The 23,451-nt window shown below is 47.3% G+C and carries 23 protein-coding genes and 1 pseudogene; 9 read left to right on the top strand and 15 right to left on the bottom strand.

Going from position 1 to position 23,451, the window contains the following annotated elements; genetic code table 11:
- Window positions 1–15: 15 nt before the first annotated feature.
- On the bottom strand, window positions 16–681 hold the full coding sequence (locus V6D44_RS15790; protein WP_202328292.1) for an MOSC domain-containing protein: 666 nt from the start codon (window positions 679–681) through the stop codon (window positions 16–18).
- Window positions 682–747: 66 nt separating this feature from the next.
- Here V6D44_RS15790 and V6D44_RS15795 point away from each other — a divergent pair, with 66 nt between their 5' ends.
- On the top strand, window positions 748–1,023 hold the full coding sequence (locus V6D44_RS15795; protein ID WP_087992538.1) for an acylphosphatase: 276 nt from the start codon (window positions 748–750) through the stop codon (window positions 1,021–1,023).
- Here the strand turns inward: V6D44_RS15795 and nosA are convergent.
- From nosA to V6D44_RS15840, 9 genes are all read right to left on the bottom strand, one after another.
- Window positions 1,014–2,105, bottom strand: coding sequence for a nitric oxide synthase (gene nosA / locus V6D44_RS15800; protein WP_253268936.1), 1,092 nt, complete (start codon window positions 2,103–2,105; stop codon window positions 1,014–1,016). The genes V6D44_RS15795 and nosA overlap by 10 nt on opposite strands.
- A 118-nt stretch (window positions 2,106–2,223) precedes the next feature.
- Window positions 2,224–3,018, bottom strand: a complete 795-nt coding sequence (locus V6D44_RS15805; protein ID WP_087992536.1) for an MBL fold metallo-hydrolase — start codon at window positions 3,016–3,018, stop codon at window positions 2,224–2,226.
- A 54-nt stretch (window positions 3,019–3,072) separates the two neighbouring features.
- Window positions 3,073–4,374, bottom strand: coding sequence for a citrate transporter CitM (gene citM / locus V6D44_RS15810; protein ID WP_087992535.1), 1,302 nt, complete (start codon window positions 4,372–4,374; stop codon window positions 3,073–3,075).
- Window positions 4,375–4,753: 379 nt separating this feature from the next.
- Window positions 4,754–5,713, bottom strand: a complete 960-nt coding sequence (locus tag V6D44_RS15815; RefSeq protein WP_087992534.1) for a tripartite tricarboxylate transporter substrate binding protein — start codon at window positions 5,711–5,713, stop codon at window positions 4,754–4,756.
- Between the two features lie 2 nt (window positions 5,714–5,715).
- A complete protein-coding gene (locus V6D44_RS15820) occupies window positions 5,716–6,396 on the bottom strand; it encodes a response regulator (RefSeq protein ID WP_333516710.1) in 681 nt (226 codons plus the stop codon).
- Entirely contained in the window at window positions 6,368–7,996 is a 1,629-nt protein-coding gene (locus V6D44_RS15825; RefSeq protein ID WP_202328296.1) for a sensor histidine kinase, read from the bottom strand. Before V6D44_RS15825 ends, V6D44_RS15820 begins: the two co-directional genes overlap by 29 nt.
- 160 nt (window positions 7,997–8,156) lie before the next feature.
- Entirely contained in the window at window positions 8,157–9,593 is a 1,437-nt protein-coding gene (locus V6D44_RS15830) for an anion permease (RefSeq protein WP_087992531.1), read from the bottom strand.
- 127 nt (window positions 9,594–9,720) lie between these two features.
- Window positions 9,721–10,983, bottom strand: a complete 1,263-nt coding sequence (locus V6D44_RS15835; protein WP_087992530.1) for a pectate lyase — start codon at window positions 10,981–10,983, stop codon at window positions 9,721–9,723.
- A gap of 193 nt (window positions 10,984–11,176) precedes the next feature.
- The gene (locus tag V6D44_RS15840) at window positions 11,177–11,524 is read right to left on the bottom strand and encodes a general stress protein (protein WP_010330324.1); all 348 of its coding nucleotides are present in this window, start codon (window positions 11,522–11,524) and stop codon (window positions 11,177–11,179) included.
- A gap of 243 nt (window positions 11,525–11,767) precedes the next feature.
- Here V6D44_RS15840 and V6D44_RS15845 point away from each other — a divergent pair, with 243 nt between their 5' ends.
- From V6D44_RS15845 to V6D44_RS15870, 6 genes are all read left to right on the top strand, one after another.
- Window positions 11,768–12,136, top strand: a complete 369-nt coding sequence (locus V6D44_RS15845) for a DUF3212 family protein (protein ID WP_333516711.1) — start codon at window positions 11,768–11,770, stop codon at window positions 12,134–12,136.
- Window positions 12,137–12,245: 109 nt separating this feature from the next.
- The gene (yfmC, locus tag V6D44_RS15850; RefSeq protein WP_333516712.1) at window positions 12,246–13,193 is read left to right on the top strand and encodes a Fe(3+)-citrate ABC transporter substrate-binding protein YfmC; all 948 of its coding nucleotides are present in this window, start codon (window positions 12,246–12,248) and stop codon (window positions 13,191–13,193) included.
- Between the two features lie 71 nt (window positions 13,194–13,264).
- Window positions 13,265–14,266 carry a Fe(3+) dicitrate ABC transporter permease FecD gene (gene fecD, locus V6D44_RS15855; RefSeq protein ID WP_087992527.1) on the top strand — a complete coding sequence of 334 codons (1,002 nt, stop codon included), beginning with the start codon at window positions 13,265–13,267 and terminating at the stop codon, window positions 14,264–14,266.
- On the top strand, window positions 14,263–15,264 hold the full coding sequence (gene yfmE / locus V6D44_RS15860; protein ID WP_333516713.1) for a Fe(3+)-citrate ABC transporter permease YfmE: 1,002 nt from the start codon (window positions 14,263–14,265) through the stop codon (window positions 15,262–15,264). The genes fecD and yfmE overlap by 4 nt, the downstream gene beginning before the upstream one ends.
- Window positions 15,265–15,276: 12 nt before the next feature.
- Complete coding sequence (yfmF, locus tag V6D44_RS15865; RefSeq protein ID WP_087992525.1) at window positions 15,277–16,077, top strand: Fe(3+)-citrate ABC transporter ATP-binding protein YfmF; 801 nt, start codon at window positions 15,277–15,279, stop codon at window positions 16,075–16,077.
- Between the two features lie 104 nt (window positions 16,078–16,181).
- Window positions 16,182–17,201, top strand: a complete 1,020-nt coding sequence (locus V6D44_RS15870) for an NADP-dependent oxidoreductase (RefSeq protein ID WP_333516714.1) — start codon at window positions 16,182–16,184, stop codon at window positions 17,199–17,201.
- 54 nt (window positions 17,202–17,255) lie between these two features.
- Here the strand turns inward: V6D44_RS15870 and V6D44_RS15875 are convergent, their stop codons facing one another.
- Complete coding sequence (locus tag V6D44_RS15875) at window positions 17,256–17,702, bottom strand: GNAT family N-acetyltransferase (RefSeq protein ID WP_087992523.1); 447 nt, start codon at window positions 17,700–17,702, stop codon at window positions 17,256–17,258.
- A 69-nt stretch (window positions 17,703–17,771) separates the two neighbouring features.
- Window positions 17,772–18,902 (bottom strand): DEAD/DEAH box helicase, encoded by a 1,131-nt coding sequence (locus V6D44_RS15880; protein ID WP_333516715.1) that lies wholly within the window; start codon window positions 18,900–18,902, stop codon window positions 17,772–17,774.
- A gap of 174 nt (window positions 18,903–19,076) precedes the next feature.
- Between V6D44_RS15880 and V6D44_RS15885 the strand changes: the two genes are divergently transcribed.
- Window positions 19,077–20,633: an ABC-F family ATP-binding cassette domain-containing protein gene (locus tag V6D44_RS15885; RefSeq protein WP_003223006.1), complete on the top strand. Its 1,557-nt coding sequence runs from the start codon at window positions 19,077–19,079 to the stop codon at window positions 20,631–20,633.
- A gap of 118 nt (window positions 20,634–20,751) precedes the next feature.
- Here the strand turns inward: V6D44_RS15885 and V6D44_RS15890 are convergent.
- A pseudogene (locus V6D44_RS15890) lies at window positions 20,752–20,905 on the bottom strand (hypothetical protein).
- A 285-nt stretch (window positions 20,906–21,190) separates the two neighbouring features.
- Between V6D44_RS15890 and V6D44_RS15895 the strand changes: the two are divergent.
- Complete coding sequence (locus V6D44_RS15895) at window positions 21,191–21,736, top strand: GNAT family N-acetyltransferase (protein WP_333516716.1); 546 nt, start codon at window positions 21,191–21,193, stop codon at window positions 21,734–21,736.
- Window positions 21,737–21,772: 36 nt separating this feature from the next.
- Here the strand turns inward: V6D44_RS15895 and V6D44_RS15900 are convergent, their stop codons facing one another.
- A complete protein-coding gene (locus V6D44_RS15900) occupies window positions 21,773–22,963 on the bottom strand; it encodes an MFS transporter (protein ID WP_253268931.1) in 1,191 nt (396 codons plus the stop codon).
- Window positions 22,964–23,027: 64 nt separating this feature from the next.
- Entirely contained in the window at window positions 23,028–23,450 is a 423-nt protein-coding gene (locus V6D44_RS15905; protein WP_010330336.1) for a MerR family transcriptional regulator, read from the bottom strand.
- Between the last annotated feature and the right edge of the window lies 1 nt (window position 23,451).

Raw genomic sequence — 23,451 nt, forward strand, 5'->3', positions numbered from 1 at the left:
TGCGCGGCTTTTTTTCTATTCAGCCGGCTGCAGCCTGTCCCTTTTTTTCATAAAGGACGCTCTCCAGCTTTCCGACAGTGTGTCTTCACTTAAAATCCGTTCAATGGCGGCGAGGTTTTTCGCATCATGGTATTTGATACGGTTTGCGAATTGAACGGATATGTCTTTCTCGCCTCTGGACAGCAATTCAAGTTTGGCGCCGGGAGACACTCTGCCCGCTTCCAGCACGCGAAAATAAAATCCGGTATAGCCGGTTTCTTGAACCTTCATCACCATATCCTTTACGCCAAACTTTTTCGCCAGCTTTACACACGGCTGGCGCGGCTGGCTGACCTGGACAACAGCTTCATCAAGCTTGTACACATCCCCGATGCAAACGTTCTCCTCGGTCAGGCCCTTGACGGTCAGATTTTCACCAAACGCAGCGCTTGGCAGCGGTCTTGAGAGGAACTCTTCCCAAAACGGATAGTGCTCTGCCGGATAGACACAGACCGCCTTATCAGGTCCCCCATGATTGATGAGATCCGCCTGTCCGTCTCCATCAAAATTCTCCCGATACAGCATGACAGCGGAATCAGCCGGCTGCTTCATGATGCCGGTTTCGATTTTCTTTCCGTCATATTCAAGCGTCTGCGGCTTCCCGAGATTAAGAGAAAGAACTGAATAGTGCGGTGGTTTCATACGAACACATCCCCTTTACAGGTTGTAAAATGATTGATTATCATAAAAAGAAAAGGTGGTTTTTCCATGCTTCAATATCGAATCGTTGCAGACGGCCGGGTTCAAGGTGTGGGCTTTCGCTATTTTGTTCAAATGGAAGCTGACAAGCGAAAACTGGCAGGCTGGGTCAAAAACCGTGATGACGGCCGTGTCGAGATTTTGGCGGAAGGCCCGGAAAACACGTTACAATCGTTTCTTGAGGCTGTAAAAAAAGGCAGTCCTTTCTCAAAGGTTACCGACCTCTCAGTCACTGAATCCAGCAGCCTAGAAGGCCATCAACGATTTTCCATTGTTTATTCGTAGGGCTTATCCTGATAAAAGTAATTCGGCTTAACGATTGAGTTATCATAGGAACGGTGGAAGATATGAGTGGCAGCGGGTGAAATCGGCGGAATCAGCCACGTCCAGTCCCCCGTCAGTTCTCTGCCCGCTTCTTCCTCCTGTTCTTCAAACCGTTTGAACTGGCTTGCTGCCGTATGATGGTCAACGATGCTGACACCTTGCTTTTTATACGAGTGCAGCACCGCTTTATTCAGTTCAACAAGCGCTTGATCCTTCCATAAATCAGCATTGTAATCAGCGGTGATGCCGATAACGGACGCCACTTTTTTGAGCTTGTCGTATCGCTTTTCATCCGCCAGGTTTCTTGCTCCGATCTCCGTGCCCATGTACCAGCCGTTAAACGGCGCGGCATTATAATGAATGCCTCCGACCTCGAGCTTCATATCAGAAATAATTGGCACGCCGTACCATTTCAGCCCCAGATCAGAAAACGCTTCGATGTCCGGATGTGTGATTGGAACCTCGATGACAAGTGAACGCGGCAGTTCATACCAGACAGGCTGTTCGTCGCCTTTCATGCGAAAAATGAGCGGCAGCAAGTCAAAATCGGTTCGCTCTCCGCGCCAGCCAAGCTGCTCGCAGGCTGCGGTAAGGGAACGGGAAGCCGGGTCGCCGATTCTTTCTCCGCCTGACTCATAACCAGCATACCGTATCAGCTGATGATTCCAAATCTCGACTTGCTTTTCACCCTTCTCTTCCGGAGGAAAAATCGTAATGGTCGGCCTGATTTTCCCGTTATTTGTGGCGGTTTCAATGTGATGAAAAAGGGCGCCCCGCACATCCTCCTTCGTACGGACGTCACGCCTGTCGATGACATTCAGAGAATTCCAGAACAATCTGCCGATGCAGCGATTGCTGTTTCTCCAAGCCATTTTCGCTCCGTGAGCAAGCTCTTCCTTCGTATGTGTATAGCTCCCGGTCCGGTCAATTTCACTTTTTATGCTATCGAGACGGTCTTTCACTTCCTCTTCCTTCCCCAACTCCTGATAGCATGCTGCAATAAACGCTTTCGCTTCGTTCCAGAGTATTTCTTTTTCTTTCAACAAACTCTCTCCTTCAAATCGCATTCATGCTTCTCATTGTATCGTTTTTAAGCGGGAAGACAAATGGTTTCCCTGCATCTTCTTGGAAAAACAATAAAAACACCCGCGTGTGCGGGTGTCAAAGAGACGATAGGCGATTTGCCAATTCAGTTAAGTCGCTGCGAAAGTTTTTGCCGGTCATCGGTATGCCGTGCCCGGTCAGCAGCGCTTCCGGTTCAAGGCCGGCAAGCTTCTGAATGGATTCTGCTGCCGTCTCTGTATCAGGCGTAAAATAAGCCGGCGGCCCATGAAGCTCCTGTTTTTGAATCAAGACGTCAGCCATTTTCTCCTGTTCCACTGTTATGACAGCATCGCCTGCCACAAGCACACGCCCCTCCTCGCGAAATAACGAAATATGGCCGGGGGTGTGTCCGGGAGTCGCAATCCACATCCATTCGTCAAGAAACGGTACAGAGCCGTCTTCCGGCAGTGCCTGCACTTGTGACGAAATATCGATAGAGTGCCGCGGAAACAGCGGCGAAAGCTTGGCAACCAGCCCGCTTTTGCTGTCAGGACGAGCCTGAGGATAATCCTCTTTACCTGTTACATAAGGCATTTCCCGAGAATGGACATAAACAGGAACATCCCAATGCTCAAGAAGCTCTTCGATTGCCCCGATATGATCAAAGTGCCCGTGTGTAAGGATAATCGCCTTGAGCTGAAAATCATCGCCAAATCGTTGTTTAGCTTCATTGACTATCATGTCGGCTGATTGAGGCATGCCGGCATCAATTAAAACAAATGAGTGAGGTTCAGAAGGCAGCTGAATAAAATAAACATTCGCAATTTGCACAGTTACGCCGTGCACTCCTTTTGCCGCTTCAAACCCCGTTCCGCTTCTGACTGAAGTCAGCGGCATATAAGGATCACTCATGAAGACACCTCCGGTATGTTGATGCCGTTAGTGTATGTCATTACGCCTGAATTATCATACGGAAATAGAGATGGTGCCTATCAATAGAGCAACAGCCGTCATGACGATGACTGCGAGAACCGCCCACTTCAATGCGAATTTTTGATGATCGTCAATAGAAACCCCGACAAGTCCGACAAGCAAATGAGTGGACGGGACAAGCGGGCTCAGCATATGAATGGGCTGGCCGATGATAGAAGCTCTGGCAATTTCCACTTTATCCACACCGTATGCGACAGCCGTTTCTGATAAAATCGGCAACACCCCGTAGAAATACGCGTCATTCGGCATCAGGAATGTGAAAATGCCGCTTGTTAAGGCCACAATCGCCGGGATCAGCCCGCCCATTTGTTCTGGAATCATAGACACGAGCGAAATCGCCATTTCATCAACCATTTTGGTGCCTGTCAAAATCCCCGTAAAAACCCCCGCAGCAAAAATCATCGAGCCAATCGCAAGCACGTTGGCGGAATGCGCCGAAATGCGCTGTCTCTGGTGCTCAAGGTTTGGATAATTCACAATCAGTGCGATGCAGAACGCAATGACAAACAGTACGGTTAAACTGACTTTCCCCGATACTAAACATCCTATCAAAGAAAGCGTTAACAATAAATTGAACCACCATAGCTTCGGCCGCTTCCACTCATCTTCAACCGCAGCTGCCGGTTCATTGGCATTGGCCGGCTGTTTCAGTTCAATGACGCCAAGGCGTTTTCGTTCTGCTTTTCCAAGCACATACGCAACCGCAACCATACAAAGCATCCCGCTTGCGATGACAGGAATCATCGGCCCTGTTAGCTCAGCCGGATCAACCCCCAGCGCACTCGCCGCCCGCGGCGTCGCGCCTCCCCACGGAATCGTGTTCATGATCCCCATGCCGACACCCGCGATGCCCGCCAGGATAATCGGCCGGATGCCGAGCAGCAGATAGAGAGGAAGCATCGCGCTTGTCGTAATCATATAAGTGGTCGAACCATCCCCGTCCAAGGCGACGAGCATCGTGAGAACCGCGGTCCCGACAACAATTTTTAACGGGTCGCCTTTGACCATGCTTAAGATTTTCCCAACCACAGGATCAAACAGTCCTGTATCAATCATAATTCCAAAATATAAAATCGCAAACATTATCATGACCGCAGTCGGCGCTACCTGCTGAATCCCAGAAATCATCATGTCCCCGACTTCAGTAAATCCAAATCCGGCGATGAGCGCAAACACAATCGGCGTCAAAACTAACGCTGTCAGTACAGAGAGCCGTTTTGTCATGATCAATGCCATAAACACGAGCATCATGAGAAAGCCTAAGATTGCTAACACATCCATTCCCCCTTAAATGAATCCGCTTACATTTCTTCTCCCTTACTCCCCTTTTTGTCTTGCCTTTTTGCCATCGTATGGGAAAACCAATCACAAGTAAATAATTTGGTTTTTTTGTATTTTTAAATTTTAAAAACCGTTATGTTCTTTTTGATCATTTCTGGGCACATAAAAAGATAGCGTGATTGATACCCTTTGAAGTCTAGGAAAGGCGAGCATTGGAGCAGACTTTCACAGGATGTGATGACGGTGGCGTTTATGCAGGACGCCCGAGCGATTAGCCGCCGTTCCTTTCATAACTGGTGAGCACCGACGCGCAGACTTGACAATGAATGCGAGGGTTTTTCGACACGAAAAAAATCCCGGACATGCCGGGATCTTAATTTCCTGTCATAATGCTTTGATAAAAAGCGGATTGCTGTTCAAGAAACCGTTTCGTTTCCCTGCTGTTCAAATAAAAGCTTTCCCAGTCCTGTTCGTTTATTTTCCGCTTCCACTCGGGCGAAGATGTGACCTTCTTTAGCGCTTGATCCCAGTAAGAAATCTCTTCCTCCGACATGTTTTTCGGGCCCAAAATCCCTCTCCAATGAGAAAACACAAATGGGATCCCCTGCTCCTTCCACGTCGGTACGTCCGGGAAACCGGAAAGTCTTTTATCAGACGTTACAGCAGCTAACGTGATATCTCCGTGCCGCTCATATGGTTTCGCTTCAGAAAGTGTCATTGAAGCCGCTTCTATCTCATGTCTGATCAGCGCCTGAATGAGCTGTTCACTGCTTTCATACTGCAAAAATTGAATATTAAAAGGGTCAATGCCGTACATATCTGCCGCTCTGACGAACGAAAGCTGATCATCATTTCCAAACCCCGGCGCAAAGCCGATTTTTACCTTACCGGGATTCATCTTAATCTTATTCAGCAAATCCTTGCCGTTTGCTATCGCCGATCCTTTTGGCAATGCAACCGTATGCCATTCCTTAGAGAGAATGGCAAGCAGAGTAAAATCGCCCGTTTTTAATTTGCTCTGCCCGAGAAGATCATTGCTCAGGATTAAACTGGACGTCATGCTGATGGTCTGTTTACTGCTTTTGTTGACATACTTCCAGCCTTTATCTCCCCCGCCGCCCGGTTTATAGACGATATGAACTTCACCCTTTACGATCTGCTTCTGCCGCAGAACGGATTGGATCGCCTGCGCTGTGACATCCCAGCCGCCAGAAGGCTCGGCGGGGACGACAATTTCAACCGGCCCGTCCGGCAGGCGCGGCGCAGCCGCCTGCCGGATGTCACCCTGCATAAAAAGCAATAGCGCAATCAATAGAATCATACATTTTTTCATATCTAATCCGCCGCCAAATAATATTTTCTCTCCGGCCTGCCGATAATCCCGTACTCAAGCTCGGCTCTTGCTTCTTCCTTTGACACAAGGTACTCTGCATAACGGCGGGCAGTCGTTCGTGACGCCCCCATTTTTTCCCCAAGCTCTTCCGCTGTCAATCCTGCTGACGCATTCCGAAGCGCTTCCTTAATTTTTCGCAGTGTAATCGAATTAATGCCTGTCGGCAACTCCTCTGCCGGCAAAGATGTCTTCACACCGTTCCCGAATATATGATCGATTAAAGATTGGCTGACCTCCGGCTGAGACAAAAGTAGCTTCCTTTTTTCTTTATACTGAAGCAGCACCTGTCTGAACTTGTCAGCCGTTACGGGTTTGATCAAATAGTGGGCTATCCCGGCCCGGAGTGCTTCTTGTAAATGCCGGGTTTCTGTTGCCGCTGTGATAATCATAATATCCACTTCGGGAAAACGCCTTCGTATCTCAGGTATCAATGTGGTCCCAAGCTCGTCCGGCATATAAATATCCAGCAGAAGCAAATCAGCCCTTTGTTTCTCCAAAAGCGCCATTGTTTCTTTAGCGTTTGCCGCCTTGCCGATAACCTTGAATCCATCAAGCTGTTCAATCAATCTCTCATGGATTTGCGCAACCCGAAAATCATCCTCCGCAATCGCGATGTGAATCAAATGGATTCCCCCTTTGTTTCTCCTTCGGTATAAATACAGTGAATACCGCACCGCCAGTTTTTTGATTCGCCAGTTCAATCCAGCCGCCCAGTTCATGCACTGAGTCTTTGACATTGGCCAGACCGTAGCCTCTCTTCATCCCCTTTGAAGAAAAGCCTCTTTGAAACACAGCTTCCATCTTATCGGGCGGCACACCGGGCCCTGTGTCCGATACTTCGATGACAATGTCATGCCCTATATCCGTGATGAAAAACAATACCTCCTTCACGCTTTGATCGACTACAGCTTCGAAAGCGTTATCAATTAGGTTCCCGATAATCGTAATGAGATGGGATAAGCCGATATGTGCAGGAAGAGGCGCGAGCGAGCTGTTATCATCGATAGCCAGCTTGACCTTTTTTTCCGAAGCTTTGCCCATTTTCCCCAGCAAAATCGCCTGTACCTGCTGTGAATCGATGTTCTGGAATAATATATCATGCTGTTCATTTTGTATCGTGTATTCTTCTTTAATCAGATCAACGGCTTCATCATACTCCCCAAGCTCAAGCAGCCCTAAGATCGCGTAAAGCTTATTTGAAAATTCATGGGTCTGAGCCCTAAGATCCTCTGAATATTTGCGGACCTCTGTCAGTTTGTCGATCAGTTTTTTCAGCTCTGTTTTCTCCCGGAAACTGACGACAATCCCATACGCCTGCCCGCCTTGAGTCATCACTTTCGTATTGATAATAAAGACTTGATCGTTGACACTTACCTCCTGGTTCGGCAGCATCTCTCCTTGCTCAAGCACATTCTTCAGCCCGGCGCCCGGCATGACATCATCAATAGGAAGATGGATCACAGGCTCGGGAAGCTTCAGCATCTCAGCAGCCGACACGTTCATCATCGTGACGACGCCTTCCCGATTGGTAGCAATAACCCCTTCTCGAATCGCGAAAAGCATTGCATTCCTCTCCCGATAAAGAGACGCGATCTCATGCGGCTCAAGGCCAAGCGTATCCTTCCTGATGCTTTTCGCCAGCGCGGCGGCACCGGCAAATCCAAGCAGCAGCACAAGCACAGCGATCACACTCAAATTTCTCAAATGTTTTTTGATGCTTTGCTCTGTCTCCGTTTGCAGAAAATCAACAGATACGCTGCCGATCACTTGGCTGTATCCCTTCTGTTCTTTCATAATCGGGGCGCTCCCTCTGATCACCCGCCGTTCATCCGCTTTTGTTTCAGAAACGTGTGAGCCGCCAAACAAAATTTCTCTGCTGCGCTCCAGCTTCTTTTGGCCGTTTTTGCCCGAGGCGCTCCGAATGCCTCCTTTTTCATCTAAAATATAAATAGCATAAGCGCCAGTCTGTTCTTTCATTTGTTCAATGACCTCTTGCGCCTCTGCCGCATGTCCGCCTTTTCTCTCAATAAGCTCTTTAGCCGGCGGCATATAGGAAATGGTTCTCGCCGTCTGAACCGCAAGCTGCTCAGCCTGTCTTCGTTCTTCCTGTGTATGCTGAACGGCTAACGTAATGGTCAGCACACCAATGACAAAAACCAGCAGAGCCGCAATCAGCCCCATTATTTTTGTTTGCAGAGAAAAATGGAACCGCTTTTTCACCACAGCACCAGCCGTCCTTTCTACCTAGATCATACCATTTTTCATAGCTAATTTTCTTATTTTTCAAAATCCATTATCTTGAAAAGGGCAAAATATTGGAGGAATGTAGATTCGTTGAATGGAGTGAATATAAAAAAGACAGACCGCGTCTGCCTTTTTCTTTCTACCATATCCCCAGTACTTTCCACCATAATCCGCCGATCACAAGCCATACAATAATATGGACGATCGAAAGAATAAATCCGATGGACCACCATTTACTTTGCGAAACATAGCCTGCTCCGAAGAAAACCGGGGCGGCTCCAGCGCCGTAGTGAGTCGTTGACCCGAAAAGGTTGCTGAAGAATGCGAGGCTTAGCGCTGCTAAAAGCGGCGGTGCGCCCGCTGCCACGATTACCGCCAAAAATGCTGAATACATCGCGCTGATATGGGCTGTCGCGCTTGCAAAGAAGTAGTGTGAATAGAAATACACAATAATTAAGATTAAGAAGGACACAATCCAAGAGAATCCTGATACGGAGGATTTCATGGCGTTACTGAACCAAGACACCATGCCTAACTCATTCAGGAAATTGGCCAGCATCACTAGCGCCGCAAACCAAGTGAGCGTATCCCAAGCGCCCTGTTCTTTTTTGATATCATCCCACGTCAGAACCTGTGATAATAAGAGAACAGCCAAACCGATCAATGCGGTGGTGGTTGCGTCGATGTTGAAGCTGCCGCCAAAAATCCACAGCACAAGCACCAAAAGAAACACGATCACCATAGAAAGCTCTGACTTTTTGAACGGTCCCATTTCTTTTAGTTTTTCTGTGGCGATTTTCGCCGCATCCGGTGTTTCTTTGATTTCCGGCGGATACAGCTTATAAATCACAAGCGGTGTGATGATTAAGCTTACAAGCCCCGGCACAATCGCGGCGATTGCCCAGCTTGTCCATGTTAAGTCCACCCCTGCGACATCATGGGCCAGCTTGGCAATCAGCGGGTTCGCTGCCATCGCCGTTAAGAACATGGCAGATGTGATCAGGTTCCCCTGAAAACCGGTTTTTAATAAGAATGCGCCGATTTTTCTCTCTGTTCCATTTGCCGGGCTTGATCCGAATGTTTCGGATAATGATCTGATAATAGGAAAGATAATGCCTCCTGCACGCGCCGTATTACTTGGAATAGCAGGTGAAAGTATTAAATCACTGAACAGCAGTGAATAAGAAAGCCCAAGGGTTTTTTTTCCGAATTTCTGAACGAATACATACGAAATTCTCGCACCGAGTCCGGTTTTGATAAATCCCCGGGAAATAAAGAATGCGATGACGATCAGCCAGATGGTCTTATTCCCGAATCCGCTTAATGTATCCTCAATTGATAGTGTTCCAGTTAGTGCAGTAACCGCCAATGCAAAAATGGCGATTGCACCCATTGGCAAGGGCTTGGAGATAAAGCCGATAATTGTAGCGACAAAGATCGCAAACAAATGCCAAGCTTTAGGTTCAAGTCCGGACGGAGCGGGAATAAACCAGATGATCAATCCCACAGCGACAGTAATAAGCAATGGTACAAGTTTTACTGCTGACTGTTTTCCTGCGTCTTTTTCTGAAGCCATAAATAGGTCTCCTCCTATATACTTGTTTTCTAATCCCCTTTCCCATTCTACTCCTTAACTAAATTAATAAATAATTTAATTAATTAAAAAAACACAAAGGTGAGCTGCCCTTTGTGTTTTTCATTTCTTAATTTACTTTACCCGCACCCGCTTGAGATATAACATTCGATTTCACATTCGCGGAATCATCGATTGTGCCGTGGAGAGATGGTGTCCAGCCGACAGAAGAGCTCAGCCCGTTTGCAGCTGATGCGCTGATCCGCGTGCCATTCAGCAATGTGCCTGAGTCATATAAAGCCGTTCCACCCTTAAACACGCTGATTGTTTTCTCAGCTGACAGTCCCGGTACGTCAATGACATTGTTTTGAGCATAGATTTTAGATGACTTGCCGATTCCCCATGCATAACTGAAAGCATATCCGGATGAGCTTTTGCTGCCTTCATAATAGTTGTTGTATACGTGCACTTGCCCGAAGCGGACTCTCGGTGCGCGCTGAACAATATTTTTGTAGCGGTTATGGTGAAGCGTAATTTTTAATTTGCCATCATCGGAGGTTTTGCTGTCGCTTGATCCGAAAATGGAGCTTTTATCATGATCGTGATAATAGTTGTAAGACATCGTGATATAGTTGGCGCCGTTAGAAGCATCTGTTTGGCCGTCATGATGCTGATATTCTCTTCCGTAATACTTTGGTGATGTACTGTCAGGACGGGATCCGTCATTAAATGTGCAATGGTCAATCCATATATGCGTGCCGCCGTTTATTGTGATGTTGTCATATTGTGAGTTCCAGTTTCCTGAGCTACCGTCAGTCGGGTCCCATTGCGGAAAATAGTCATAAGCATCCTGGAATTCGATGTTGCGGATGATGACATTATCACTCTTGATTTGGAAGTTTCCGCCCACGATTTTGGCATTTGTCCCTGAACCGACAATCGTTGTATTCGCAGGAATGTCAACCATCACTCTTGCTTTTTGGTTTTTTTGAGAACGTTCTCTGGCTTCTTCCTGTGTGCCGGAAGGCTCTTTTTTGCCCCATGTGCTTGGATCATAAGCTTTTAAATATTTGTTCAAATCGTACTCTGGGTCAGCATAATCATCTGCGCCAAGCGGCTTCAGGTTGTCATCGACATTCATGTCAATCGTACCCTTGATGTAAATGATTTTAGGCGTCGTATCCGTTTTCTTGCCTAACGCAGAGACAAGTTGGTTTCTGTTGCTGACGGTATACACGTTCGACGACGATGCTTTTGATCCGCCTGTCGTGCCTGTCGAGTACGCGCCCCAGCCATCATTTGACCCTAACGTCTGATGGCCTAAATCCGCCGCATTCGCGCCAGCTGGAGTCAACCCTAACAATAGAGCCGTAGCTAACATCACTTTTTTCATTCTCTATGAACCCCCAATTTCTATTTTGTGAGATTATATTCCAATTTCTCACAAAGATTATAATAGCAAATTGAGGGGCATGCAGAACCGAAAATGTTCCGCTATCTTATTGCGGCATTCTGCAAACCATACACCGCAAAGACCGCAAAAAACCCAAAAGGCCAAAGTTTGCCTTTTGGGTTATATCCCTGCTTTAAGCCCAGGATTTCACTTTTTCATTATCTGTCACAAAAAGAAGCACTTTCCCTTCATCTAAACGTTTTTCGAATTGAGCGGCCTCATCTTCAGAAAAGCCGATTTCATGAATTTGATTGCGTAGCTCGTCTCCCTTTTTATTAAACATGTTTCCTACCGCGTGCTTGAGACCCGTTTCTTTGGCTCCGATCGTGTTGGCATTCGTGTTGTCTGCCAGCCGTTCCGTTCTGTCATCGTCGTGAGCTAAGACATATACATCCTCTTTCGCGACACCCATTTGCTGTAATTCTTCCACATCCTTCATAAGCTGTTCGTCGTTTGTATACTCTTTTACAACTGGTTTCATTTCAACATTCCTCCTTCATGTTTTCTATGTTTCTTTTATACCCGTTCGCATATTGATAAAACAGATTCCAGAACATTGAGGAGAAAAACAGGAAGAATGGTAGTAGCCATTTATTTTGCGCCCATGGTAAAGTGATAGGAACGACGTATATTTTCAGAAAAGTCAAAATCAAAGAGAAACCGCTGCACGGAGCAAACGATCATGAATGGCTGTCTTTATCCGTACAAGCAGGAGGTATGTCTAATGCAATACTTTTCACCAGAACAGCAATACAATGCATGGATTGTGAGTGATTTAGTCAAACAGATTTTCCATCAGCGGACCGGCTGTTCACCCGGAATTCACGAGCTGGCGGTCTTTGCTGAGGAAAAATTTCAAATCGATATCGACTTTGTTTTCTCGATTATCATGAATATTGGCGACATTGAATTCGCACTCTCAGAAGAAATAGAAAAGAAATTGACCGGCTATCTCGGCGCTCTCCTTCCATATGTCAACGCTGACATGCTTGAAACCTCTAAAGCCAATGCCAATGCGTTTTTATCCCGCAGACACGGCAATGCTGTATACCATTTATTTGTGTCTGATGATGCTTTCATGAAAAAGCAGTAAGCCCGCATCTTTCTTTATTTAAAAAATATTGACATGATGAGCCATGTTATTATAGTGTTTACATGTGATAATGATTCTCATTACTAAATCTAAAAAAAGGAAGAATGACATGCGCACCTATTCTAACAAGTTGATTGCCATCATGAGTGTTTTATTAATCGCCTGCTTCATTGTATCGGGCTGTTCATCCAGCCAGAATAACAGCGGAAGCAGCGAAAGCAAGTCTAAGGATTCCAGAGTGATCCAGCACGAAGAAGAAAAAACAACAGTAAGCGGCACACCTAAACGAGTGGTTGTCCTTGAGCTTTCATTCTTGGATGCTGTATACAATCTCGGCATTACGCCGGCGGGCATCGCCGATGACAACAAAAAAGATATGATTAAAAAGCTTGTCGGCAGCTCAATTGATTATACATCTGTAGGCACACGCAGCGAACCGAATCTGGAGGTCATCAGTTCCTTGGATCCTGATTTAATCATCGCTGACGCTGAGCGCCATAAAAACATTTATAAACAGCTGAAACAAATCGCCCCGACGATTGAATTAAAAAGCCGGGAAGCGACATATGACGAGACGATCGACAGCTTTACAACCATTGCTAAAGCCTTAAATAAAGAAGATGAAGGAAAAGAAAAGCTTGCCGAGCACAACAAAGTCATCAACAATCTAAAAGCGGAACTTCCGAAAGATGAAGACCGCAGCATCGTCCTCGGGGTTGCAAGAGCAGATTCATTCCAGCTTCATACGTCATCATCTTATGACGGAGAAATCTTTAAAATGCTCGGTTTTACACACGCTGTCAAATCGGATAACGCCTATCAAGAGGTCAGCCTCGAGCAACTAAGCAAAATCGACCCGGATATTTTGTTCATTTCAGCCAATGAAGGCAAGACCATTGTAGATGAATGGAAAACGAATCCGCTCTGGAAAAATCTCAAAGCGGTGAAAAACGGACAAGTCTATGATGCGGACCGTGACACTTGGACAAGATTCAGAGGCATCAAGTCTAGTGAAACAAGCGCCAAAGACGTGCTTAAAAAAGTGTATAATAAGTAGGACAATGAGAAGCGAGGGGATATCCTTGCTTCTTCGTTTTTGCAACCAGACGCAGTAAGGAAGTGAGACTGTTGTATCATTCAGCCAAACGGCGTTCATCATCAAGACTGATGATGTTCCTCATCGCACTAATCATTTTGATATTCGGGCTTGGGCTGAATCTTTCAGTAGGAGCCTCAGATATCAGCATCATAGATTCATTGAAATACCTTTTTGTATGGGACGGTTCAAAGGAACAGCTCATCATCTCTACTCTTCGCCTTCCCCGCACATTAATCGGCGTTTTCGTCGGCGCCAGCCTGGCCGTAGCAGGGGCGCTGATGCAGGCCATGACCAGAAACCCTTTGGCTTCGCCTCAAATTTTCGGTGTAAATGCGGGTGCGTCTCTTTTTGTTGTTGCCGCTCTCGTCATTCTGCCGGCATCGCCCTATTCCTCCGTTGTATTCGCTTTTGCGGGTGCGGCCGCAGGAGGCGCGATTGTGTATACGATTGCCTCATCCGGCGGAATGACACCTGTCAAGCTGGCGCTGTCAGGAATGGCGGTGCATTTGTTCCTCTCCTCCATGACACAGGCCATCATTATATTAAATGAGTCGGGAGAGGATGTTCTGTACTGGATGACAGGCGCGATAGACGGCAGCAATTGGCAGGACGTCATGACCATCGCTCCGTTTTCTGTCATCGGCATCGGGCTGGCCCTCATGTTTTCCGGTTCTATTTCTGTTCTCGGTCTCGGTGACGAAACGGCAAAAGGGCTTGGGCAAAATATGAACGGCATCCGGATTCTGATTAGTTTTGTCATTTTAATTCTTTCCGGCGCTTCCGTAGCCGTCGCCGGGCCGATCGGCTTTGTCGGACTGCTCGTTCCGCATATTGTCCGCAAGCTGATCGGAGAACATTATCAATATGTGCTTCCGTTTTCAGCGCTGTTCGGTGCTATTTTGCTGGTGTACGCAGATGTTCTGGCCAGATGGATCGCCTTTCCTTATGAATCACCGGTCGGCATTGTCACCGCGATTATCGGAACACCATTCTTCTTATATTTGGCAAGGAAAGGGCGAAATCTGAAATGAAGAAAACAACCAGAAAGCAAAAACGCCCCTTGCTGGCGATACTCATATTGGCCGTGCTTCTGATCGTTCTGTCTATCATCAGCATCGGCTTCGGTGCATTATACATTTCCCCGGATGCGGTGGTGACGAATTTGCTGGGCCTGGATCAATCTTTTGAATTCATCATCCAGCAATACCGCCTTCCACGGATACTATTAGCGATTTTGGCCGGTGCCGGACTGGCCGCGGCCGGAGCGATTTTGCAGGGCGTCATCCGCAATCCGCTCGCTTCCCCTGACGTTGTCGGCATTTCAAAGGGGTCCGGACTCGCGGCGATGGCAGTGATTCTAATGTTTCCTGAATCGCCGGTGTACGTGCTTCCGTTCTCCGCATTTGCCGGAGCAGCCATTATTGCTGTACTATTGTTAATGATCGCCCGAAAAAAAGGCATTCAGCCCTCTTCATTGGCTTTATCAGGCATCGCATTAGGCGCGGTCTGCCATGCCGGGATGCAATATATGATGGTCAAGTTTCCGGGCGACGTGAATGCTGCACTCATTTGGCTGACAGGCAGCCTCTGGGGAAGAAATTGGGAAGAAGTCAAGTTGCTTGCGCCATGGCTATTGATTCTTTTGCCGATCATCTGCATTCTCATACCGAAACTGGATCTTATGTCACTCGGTGATGAGCTTGCGCAGGGTCTCGGCGAAAACGCAAACCGGCTGCGGTTCATTCTGATTTTCACCGCGGTTGCACTGGCGGGAAGCTGTGTAGCCGTCGTCGGCTCAATCGGTTTTATCGGCTTGCTTGCCCCGCATATCGCCAGACGGCTTACCGGAGAAAAAGCTAAATATTTACTGCCTGCATCGGCATTGATTGGTGCTATTATCTTATTAATTGCAGATACGTTAGGGCGCAGCATCATGCCTCCGGTTGAAATACCTGCCGGAATATTAACAGCCGTGATCGGCGCGCCTTATTTCTTATATTTATTGAAATTCGAAGCGAGGAAACAGTAGGGAGAGGATACCATGGGAAAACTGGCTGCAGACCAGCTCACTCTTTCATATGACAGCACGGTGATTATTGACGGAGTCGACTTAAAGATAGAAGAAGGAAAAATCACTGCGCTTATCGGTGCCAATGGCTGCGGGAAATCAACAATCCTCAAATCGCTCGCCAGGCTGATGGCTCCAAAAAGCGGTACGGTCCTATTGGAAGGAAAAGATATACACCGCCAGCCGTCAAAAGAAGTCGCCAAAAAGCTGGCCATTCTTCCTCAATCGCCTCAGGCGCCTGAAGGATTGACAGTGGAGGAATTATGCTATTTTGGCAGACATCCTCATAAAAAGCTATTATCCAAGCATACCCAAGAGGATCACGATATGGTAGAGTGGGCGCTAGAAGCAACGGGAATGATTGAGCTGAAAGAACGGACACTGGATGCCCTCTCAGGCGGCCAAAGACAAAGAGCATGGATTTCCATGGCGCTTGCTCAAGGCACTGATTTACTTTTGCTTGATGAACCGACCACGTATTTAGACATTTCACACCAGATTGAAGTGCTTGAACTGCTGAAAAAGCTGAACCGCGATCACGGCCGCACCGTTGTGATGGTGCTCCATGATTTAAACCAGGCCGCTCAATATGCCGACTATCTGATCAGTGTGCTGGACGGAAAAATATACAATGCCGGTACACCGGAAGATGTGTTTACCCAGCCGTTTTTCCGTGAAGTCTTCGGCTTGGAATGCTGCATCATGAGAAGCCCGATCGACCAGAAGCCCATGTGCCTGCCGACGGGGCTGTGCCCGAAATTACGGGCGACATAAAAAGGAGAGGAAACCCCTCTCCTTTTTTGTATGCCAGCTTACCTTTTGTATTTCTCCTCCTCTCCATGTTACAGTGGTGTCAATGAAGTGATAGGAGGATGAAAATGACAGCATCTCAGCAGCAAATTCAATTAGCAAAACGTCCGCAAGGTGTTCCCGTTCATGAAGACTTTCGCTTTGAAACCATTCCGGTCCCCGAGCCGAAACAAGGGGAAGTGCTTGTCAAAACGCTTTATGTATCCGTTGACCCTTATATGCGCGGCCGTATGCAGGATACGAAGTCATATGTTGAGCCCTTCGCCTTGGATGAACCGCTCTCTGGCGGGGTGATCGCTGAAGTCGTGTCAGACGGCGAGCATCTGAAAAAAGGCGATATCGTCATCGGAAACCTCAGCTGGCAGGAATTTTCCGCTGTGAGCGAGTCTGCCTTGCGAAAAATTGATACAAGCCTCGCTCCCGCTTCGGCCTATCTCGGCATTTTAGGAATGACCGGCTTGACGGCATATTTTGGGCTGCTGGACATCGGGCGCCCGAAAGAAGGCGAAACCGTAGTTGTCTCCGGAGCTGCGGGAGCCGTCGGTTCAACGGTTGGACAAATTGCCAAAATCAAAGGCGCGCGAGTTGTCGGCATCGCGGGCTCTGATGAAAAAATCGCCTATTTAAAACAGGAGCTGCAGTTTGACGAAGCCATCAATTACAAAACAGCTGATGATATTCAAAAAGCACTTGAAAACGCTTGTCCTGACGGTGTCGACGTATACTTTGACAATGTCGGCGGGCCGATTTCAGATGCGGTCATGAACCTGCTCAATGAATTTGCCCGCATTCCGGTGTGCGGTGCCATTTCTTCCTATAATGCGGAAAGCGATGCGGATGACATGGGCCCCCGCGTCCAATCGAAGCTGATCAAAACGAAGTCGCTGATGCAAGGGTTTATCGTAGGCGACTACTCCGACCGTTTTCCTGAAGGAGCAAAACAGCTGGCCGAATGGCTGAAGGATGGAAAGCTTCATTACGAGGAAACCATCACAGAAGGCTTCGAAAACATTCCTGACGCGTTTCTCGGCTTGTTTAAAGGCGAAAATAAAGGAAAACAGCTGATCAAAGTCAGTGATCCGAGCTGATATGATAATGAAAACAAGGAGGGCTTTTCGCCCTCCTTTTGTTTTTGTATGAGGTCAGATACGAAGAATCAAAGTGAGAAAGCCATCTTCATCAGGTTCAGTGTCTTCCAACGTAAATCCCGCTGCTTGAAAGCAAGCCACACTAATTTGATTGTCTTCTTCAATGCACGCGGCCCATTCCCGCACTCTCGTCAAATCAGGATGATTACGCAGGTTTTGCAATATCTGTTTTCCATACCCTTGAAGCCGGTACAAAGGATTGACGATCAATCCAATATACGCCCGCTCCTCCACGAACTCCATAACGACCATTCCCGCCGGCAGCTGCCCGTCATATGCCATGATGACAGAATCGTTTTCATCTTCATTCACTCGTGCATACCACACATCTAATGGCAACATCCCATCCATTCTCCGCCTGGTATCCTCATTTCGGAACCAGTGTTCAATGATTTTCAGCTCAGGCTCCTTCACTATTTGAAATCTGTCTATTGAAGCCATCTCCCCACCCCCGCGCATAACCTTTTCTATTATTTTACAACAAAAAAGAAGGGCTTTTCGCCCTCCTTTTTATTTCGTTTTCAGTTTTCCGCCTGCATACACAGCTTCACTCAGCTCCACACCAAGCTTCTTCGCCATTTTCTTCAGCTTTGACTCTTCCAGTTTTGTGACGAGGCTCAGTACGTTCCCTTCTTTCCCAGCTCGGCCTGTTCGGCCTGATCTGTGAACGTAGCCATCTTCGTCAGGAATATCGGCATGAATCACGTACGGCAGGTTTTCAATGTCCAAGCCGCGTGCGGCAATGTCAGTCGCCAATAAGAGCGGGAATTCCCCGTCTTCGAATGCGGCAATGATTTTCGCACGCTCCATTTTTTTCGCTTCACTGTGCAGCACGCCGAGATCGACATGGTGATACTCCAGCTTTTCCGCATACACACTCAGGTTGCCGATATCTCTCACAAACACGAGTGCCTGCATGCCTTGAAGCCTTGACAGCTTTTGCAGCAGCTTCACTTTGTCCCGCTGGTCGCAAATCAGATATTGATGTTCCACTTTCCCAGCTTCCGCCTTGCTTCGCTGCACCTTCAACACCTCAGGCTCATGCGCCAATTCGCGGATCACGTCCTCTGTTTCCTTTTTGAGCGTGGCAGAGAAGCACAGAAGCTGGCGGTCTCTTAATGTCGTTTTCATGATTTGCTTGATCGTTTCGCGATGCTCCGGCAGGATAAGTTGATCCGTTTCATCAAGCACGATCGTTTTCACTTCATGCATCTTTAATTTCTTCGCTTTAATCAGTTCAAACACCCTGCCTGGCGTGCCGACAATGATATGCGGATGTTTCTTCAGCTTTTCGACCTGCTTCTTCACGTTCGCCCCGCCGATTAAGGAAGCCGCGCGCAGCTCCGAGCCCGCTTTCCAATCCTGAATCACCTGAAAGATCTGCATCACCAGCTCACGCGAAGGCGCTAAGATCACTGTCTGCGGATGCTTCTGATCTGGTTTGATCCGCTCCATGACCGGAAGCGCGTACGCCAGCGTCTTGCCTGTGCCTGTCGGCGATTCCGCGATGACATCCTTTCCGTCCATAATCAGCTGAGCCGCCTGTTCCTGAACAGGCGTCGGCTTTTGAAAGCCGGAAGCATTCCAATTCTCTTGTATAAATGATTGTGCATTATGTAAAAATGGCCAAGTTTGCGTCATTTTTGTTCTCCTCAATTCGTGAAATCTATTCCATAGTATCTCAAAAGCTCGCCCAGAACGCAATTTTTCTTTTTCTTTCCTATACCTTTCAACATTTCGATTCCTCCTTTATAATCATAAGGGTGAATAATACACGCCGATTGTGCGTGTTTGATAAACGATAGAGGTGTAAATATGAGTATTTTATCTGTAAAGGATTTAAGTCACGGCTTCGGTGACCGGGCCATTTTTAATAACGTCTCCTTCCGCCTGCTAAAAGGCGAGCACGTCGGGCTGATCGGCGCAAACGGTGAAGGAAAATCCACCTTCATGAATATTATTACCGGAAAGCTTGAACCTGATGAGGGAAAAGTCGAATGGTCAAAAAATGTCCGTGTCGGCTATCTGGATCAGCATACCGTGCTGGAAAAAGGAAAATCCATTCGTGATGTCCTAAAAGACGCGTTCCATTATTTATTTGCGATGGAAGAGGAAATGAACGAGATTTACAACAAAATGGGCGAAGCTGATCCCGATGAACTCGAAAAGCTGCTTGAAGAAGTCGGCGTGATTCAAGACGCGCTGACGAATAATGATTTTTATGTCATTGATTCTAAGGTGGAAGAAATCGCCCGGGGACTCGGTTTGAGCGATATCGGATTGGAGCGTGATGTCACCGATTTGAGCGGCGGACAGCGCACCAAGGTTCTTCTCGCCAAGCTTCTCCTTGAAAAACCGGAAATTCTGCTTCTCGATGAGCCGACCAACTATCTTGATGAGCAGCATATTGAGTGGCTGAAACGCTACCTGCAGGAATACGAGAACGCGTTTATCCTGATTTCCCATGACATTCCGTTCTTAAACAGCGTCATCAACCTGATTTATCATGTTGAAAATCAAGAGCTCACACGCTATGTCGGCGACTACCATCAGTTTATGGAAGTCTACGAGGTGAAGAAACAGCAGCTTGAAGCAGCCTACAAAAAGCAGCAGCAAGAAGTCGCGGAGCTGAAGGATTTCGTTGCCCGCAACAAAGCCCGTGTCAGCACAAGAAACATGGCGATGTCCCGCCAAAAGAAACTCGATAAGATGGATATGATCGAGCTTGCGGCAGAAAAGCCAAAGCCGGAATTCCACTTCAAGCCGGCAAGAACGTCAGGCAAGCTGATATTTGAAACGAAGGATTTAGTCATTGGTTACGATTCCCCGCTGTCACGTCCGCTCAATCTCCGCATGGAGCGCGGCCAAAAAATCGCCCTTTACGGCGCGAACGGGATCGGAAAAACGACCTTGCTGAAAAGCCTGCTTGGCGAAATCCAGCCGCTTGAAGGCTCGGTTGAACGCGGCGAACACCTTTTTACCGGCTATTTCGAGCAAGAGGTCAAGGAATCAAACAACAATACGTGCATTGAAGAGGTATGGAGCGAATTCCCTTCTTACACGCAGTACGAAATCCGGGCCGCTCTGGCCAAATGCGGGCTGACAACAAAACATATCGAAAGCCGCGTCTCCGTATTAAGCGGGGGCGAAAAAGCGAAAGTCAGATTGTGCAAGCTGATCAATTCAGAAACAAACCTGCTGGTGCTCGATGAGCCGACAAACCACTTGGATGTCGACGCGAAGGAAGAGCTCAAGCGCGCGCTCAAAGAATACAAAGGCTCGATTCTGCTCATTTCCCACGAGCCAGAGTTTTATATGGATATCGCGACAGAAACGTGGAACTGCGAGTCTTGGACGACGAAAGTGCTTTAAATCGAAGAAAACCCGCCTACTGAAGGGCGGGTTTTTTAGTGCCATTTTTTCTGAACGATTCTCAGAAGCTCTCTGTCTTTTAAAATGAGCTGCAATGGCGATGTGAATTCATCAAGTGTCAGCTCTCTTTTGGCCGATAGCTCAAAGTCCTCCTCATCAGCCCATGCGGTGAACCACTCGACAGAAAAGCTGTTTTTCATGACGCTGTGTATGTATTGATACAATGCCTGTAAACACTTCTGATCATATTCGTCAGGCTTTGCCTTATCCATGGCAAACGTCCCCTCTACAGCATGGACCATCACCTGATATGGCAATCGTAGATGAACGGATACATCCTCAGTTTCTTCAAGATAAATGCCCGCCGCGTCGATGCCTGACCTAAGCGGATGCCCTTTCCGCGAATGCCGTTCTTGCTGCCTGAAAAAACCGGTTTCTAAAGGCGTTTTAGCCGTTAAATAGTAAAATTTTGTCATAAAGGCTGTCCTTCCCCTGCACCATTTCGATTATGATGCCATTATAACGAATAACACATACTGACAGTAAAGGGGTATAACATGATCATCGAAAAAAAAGAATTCAATGTAAATGGGCTTCAGTATACTATTCGATCAGCTCGTGTAGAAGAGGCACAAAAGCTGTCTGCCTTAAGGCTGAAGATTGATGGTGAAACGGAATACATGGATCGAGAGAAAGGCGAGGATTTTATAGATGTACCGGATTTTGAACAACGGATAAAGGAAGATACTGAGAAAAAGAGAAACTTATTTTTAGTGGCTGAAGTGCAGGAAAGGCTCGCGGGGTTTTCCAGATGTGAGGGAACTGATTTAAAACGATCCTCTCATAAAGCGGAGTTCGGTGTATGCGTGTTAAAAGAATTTTGGGGTTATGGCATTGGGAAGCATCTTTTACAGCAATCTCTCTCTTGGGCGGATACAAACGGAATGAAAAAAATCTCACTGAATGTCCTGGAAATAAATGAAAGAGCCATTTCACTCTATAAGACATACGGATTTGAAGCAGAAGGAATCTTAAAAAAGGAGAAATTGCTTTCTGACGGAAACTACTACAACACGATTGTAATGGGAAGATTCCACGATTAAAAAAAGACACTGCCTCACGAGCAGTGTCTTTCGTTATTAATGACCCCCCTTAATTCCGGCAAGATGTTTACGTCCCATGAGAAGGACAAGCATGCCGACAAAAACGACGATCCCGCCTACCGTATACGGCGTGCTTGCTGTGAAGTGCTCTGACAGCATTCCCGCAATCCACGGAGCGAGCGCGCCGCCGATGAAACGGACTGAGCTGTAGGCTGAAGACGCGATTGAACGTTCAACCGGCGCAGCTCCCATCACAGCTGTTGTCATAATCGTGTTGACCATACCAAGGACAGCACCAGCGACAACGATACAAGTAATAATCAATGTCTGATGGTCTGTCCAGATTCCCATGATGATAAGAATGGCCGCAAAGGCGATAAAGAGCACGACGAGCGAACGCACTGTGCCAAGCGCTTTGTGCACGAGCGGCGCCGTAAAGACTGACGTAATCGCCAGCAGAAGGCCCCAGCCGAAGAAGACATAACCGAGACCATGTTCATCTAAATCCAGCACGAACGGAGAATAAGCAAGCAAAATAAAAAAACCAAAGTTGTATAAGAACGCCGATGCCGCCATTGTCAGCAGCCCTTTATATTTGAGCGCCTTCATGGCATCAAACACACCGACGCGTTTCGCCGGTTTCGGCAATTTCGGCAGCATGAAAGAAATCGCGATTAACGCAATAAACATCAGGATAGATACACCGAAAAACGGCGCGCGCCATGACATGCTTCCAAGCTCTCCGCCTGCAAGCGGCCCGACGGAAATCCCGAGACCGAGCGCCGCCTCATACAAAATGATCGCTTGGGCGCTGCCCCCGACTGACACGCCGACGATGACCGCAAGCGCAGTTGAAATAAACAAAGCATTCCCTAATCCCCAGCCGCCGCGATAGCCGACTAACTGGGCAATTGAGCTTGAGCTGCCGCCAAGCCCCGCAAACACAATAATAAAAATAAGTCCTAGAATTAATGTCCATTTCGCGCCGATACGGCTGGAAATGGCTCCTGAGAAAAACATCATAAATCCGGTGACAAGCAAATAACTTGTAAACAAGAGTGATACTTCACTAGGTGAAGCATGTAATTGTGCGGCAATTGCCGGAAGAATTGGATCGACCAGCCCGATTCCCATAAAGGAAATCACACAGGCAAACGCGACAGCCCATACCGCTTTCGGCTGACTGAGCAAGCCCGGCTTCTGATTCACTTGTGTTGTCTTATCCATTTGACTTGACCTCCATTTTTATTCCATTAAAAGAAACGCTACAAAATAGCGTTTGGAAAATTTTTTATTCGATTGATTGAATGGCACGTTCCGCTTTATTTTTCATGCCTTGCAGGCGTTCTTTAAAGCTTTGGAATGTACGGATTTTCTCATCAATCAAATCCAGCTGGTGATTCAGGCTTTCCTGAATTTCCTCCAGTTTTTCTTTCCGTTCCTTAGGATCCAGTGACAACAAATACCCCTCTTTGTTTAACTCTAACTGGCGGCTGGTTTCCATGAAATGCTGAAGCTCCTGAAGGGAAAACCCGAGCACCTCTTTTGTGCTGATGACTTTTTCAAGCTCCTCCATATCATCCTCTGAATATAGCCTTACGCCGCCGTCTGTCCGTTTCGGCGCGGGAATCAAGCCGATTTCTTCATAAAATCGGATGGTACGCTTAGTCAGCCCGCTTCTTTTGGCTACTTGATCAATCTTCATCCATTCCAAG

Origin of the sequence: Bacillus sp. 0209A (genome assembly GCF_036765095.1) — a bacterium.
Classification (GTDB): Bacteria; Bacillota; Bacilli; order Bacillales; family Bacillaceae; genus Bacillus; species Bacillus subtilis_G.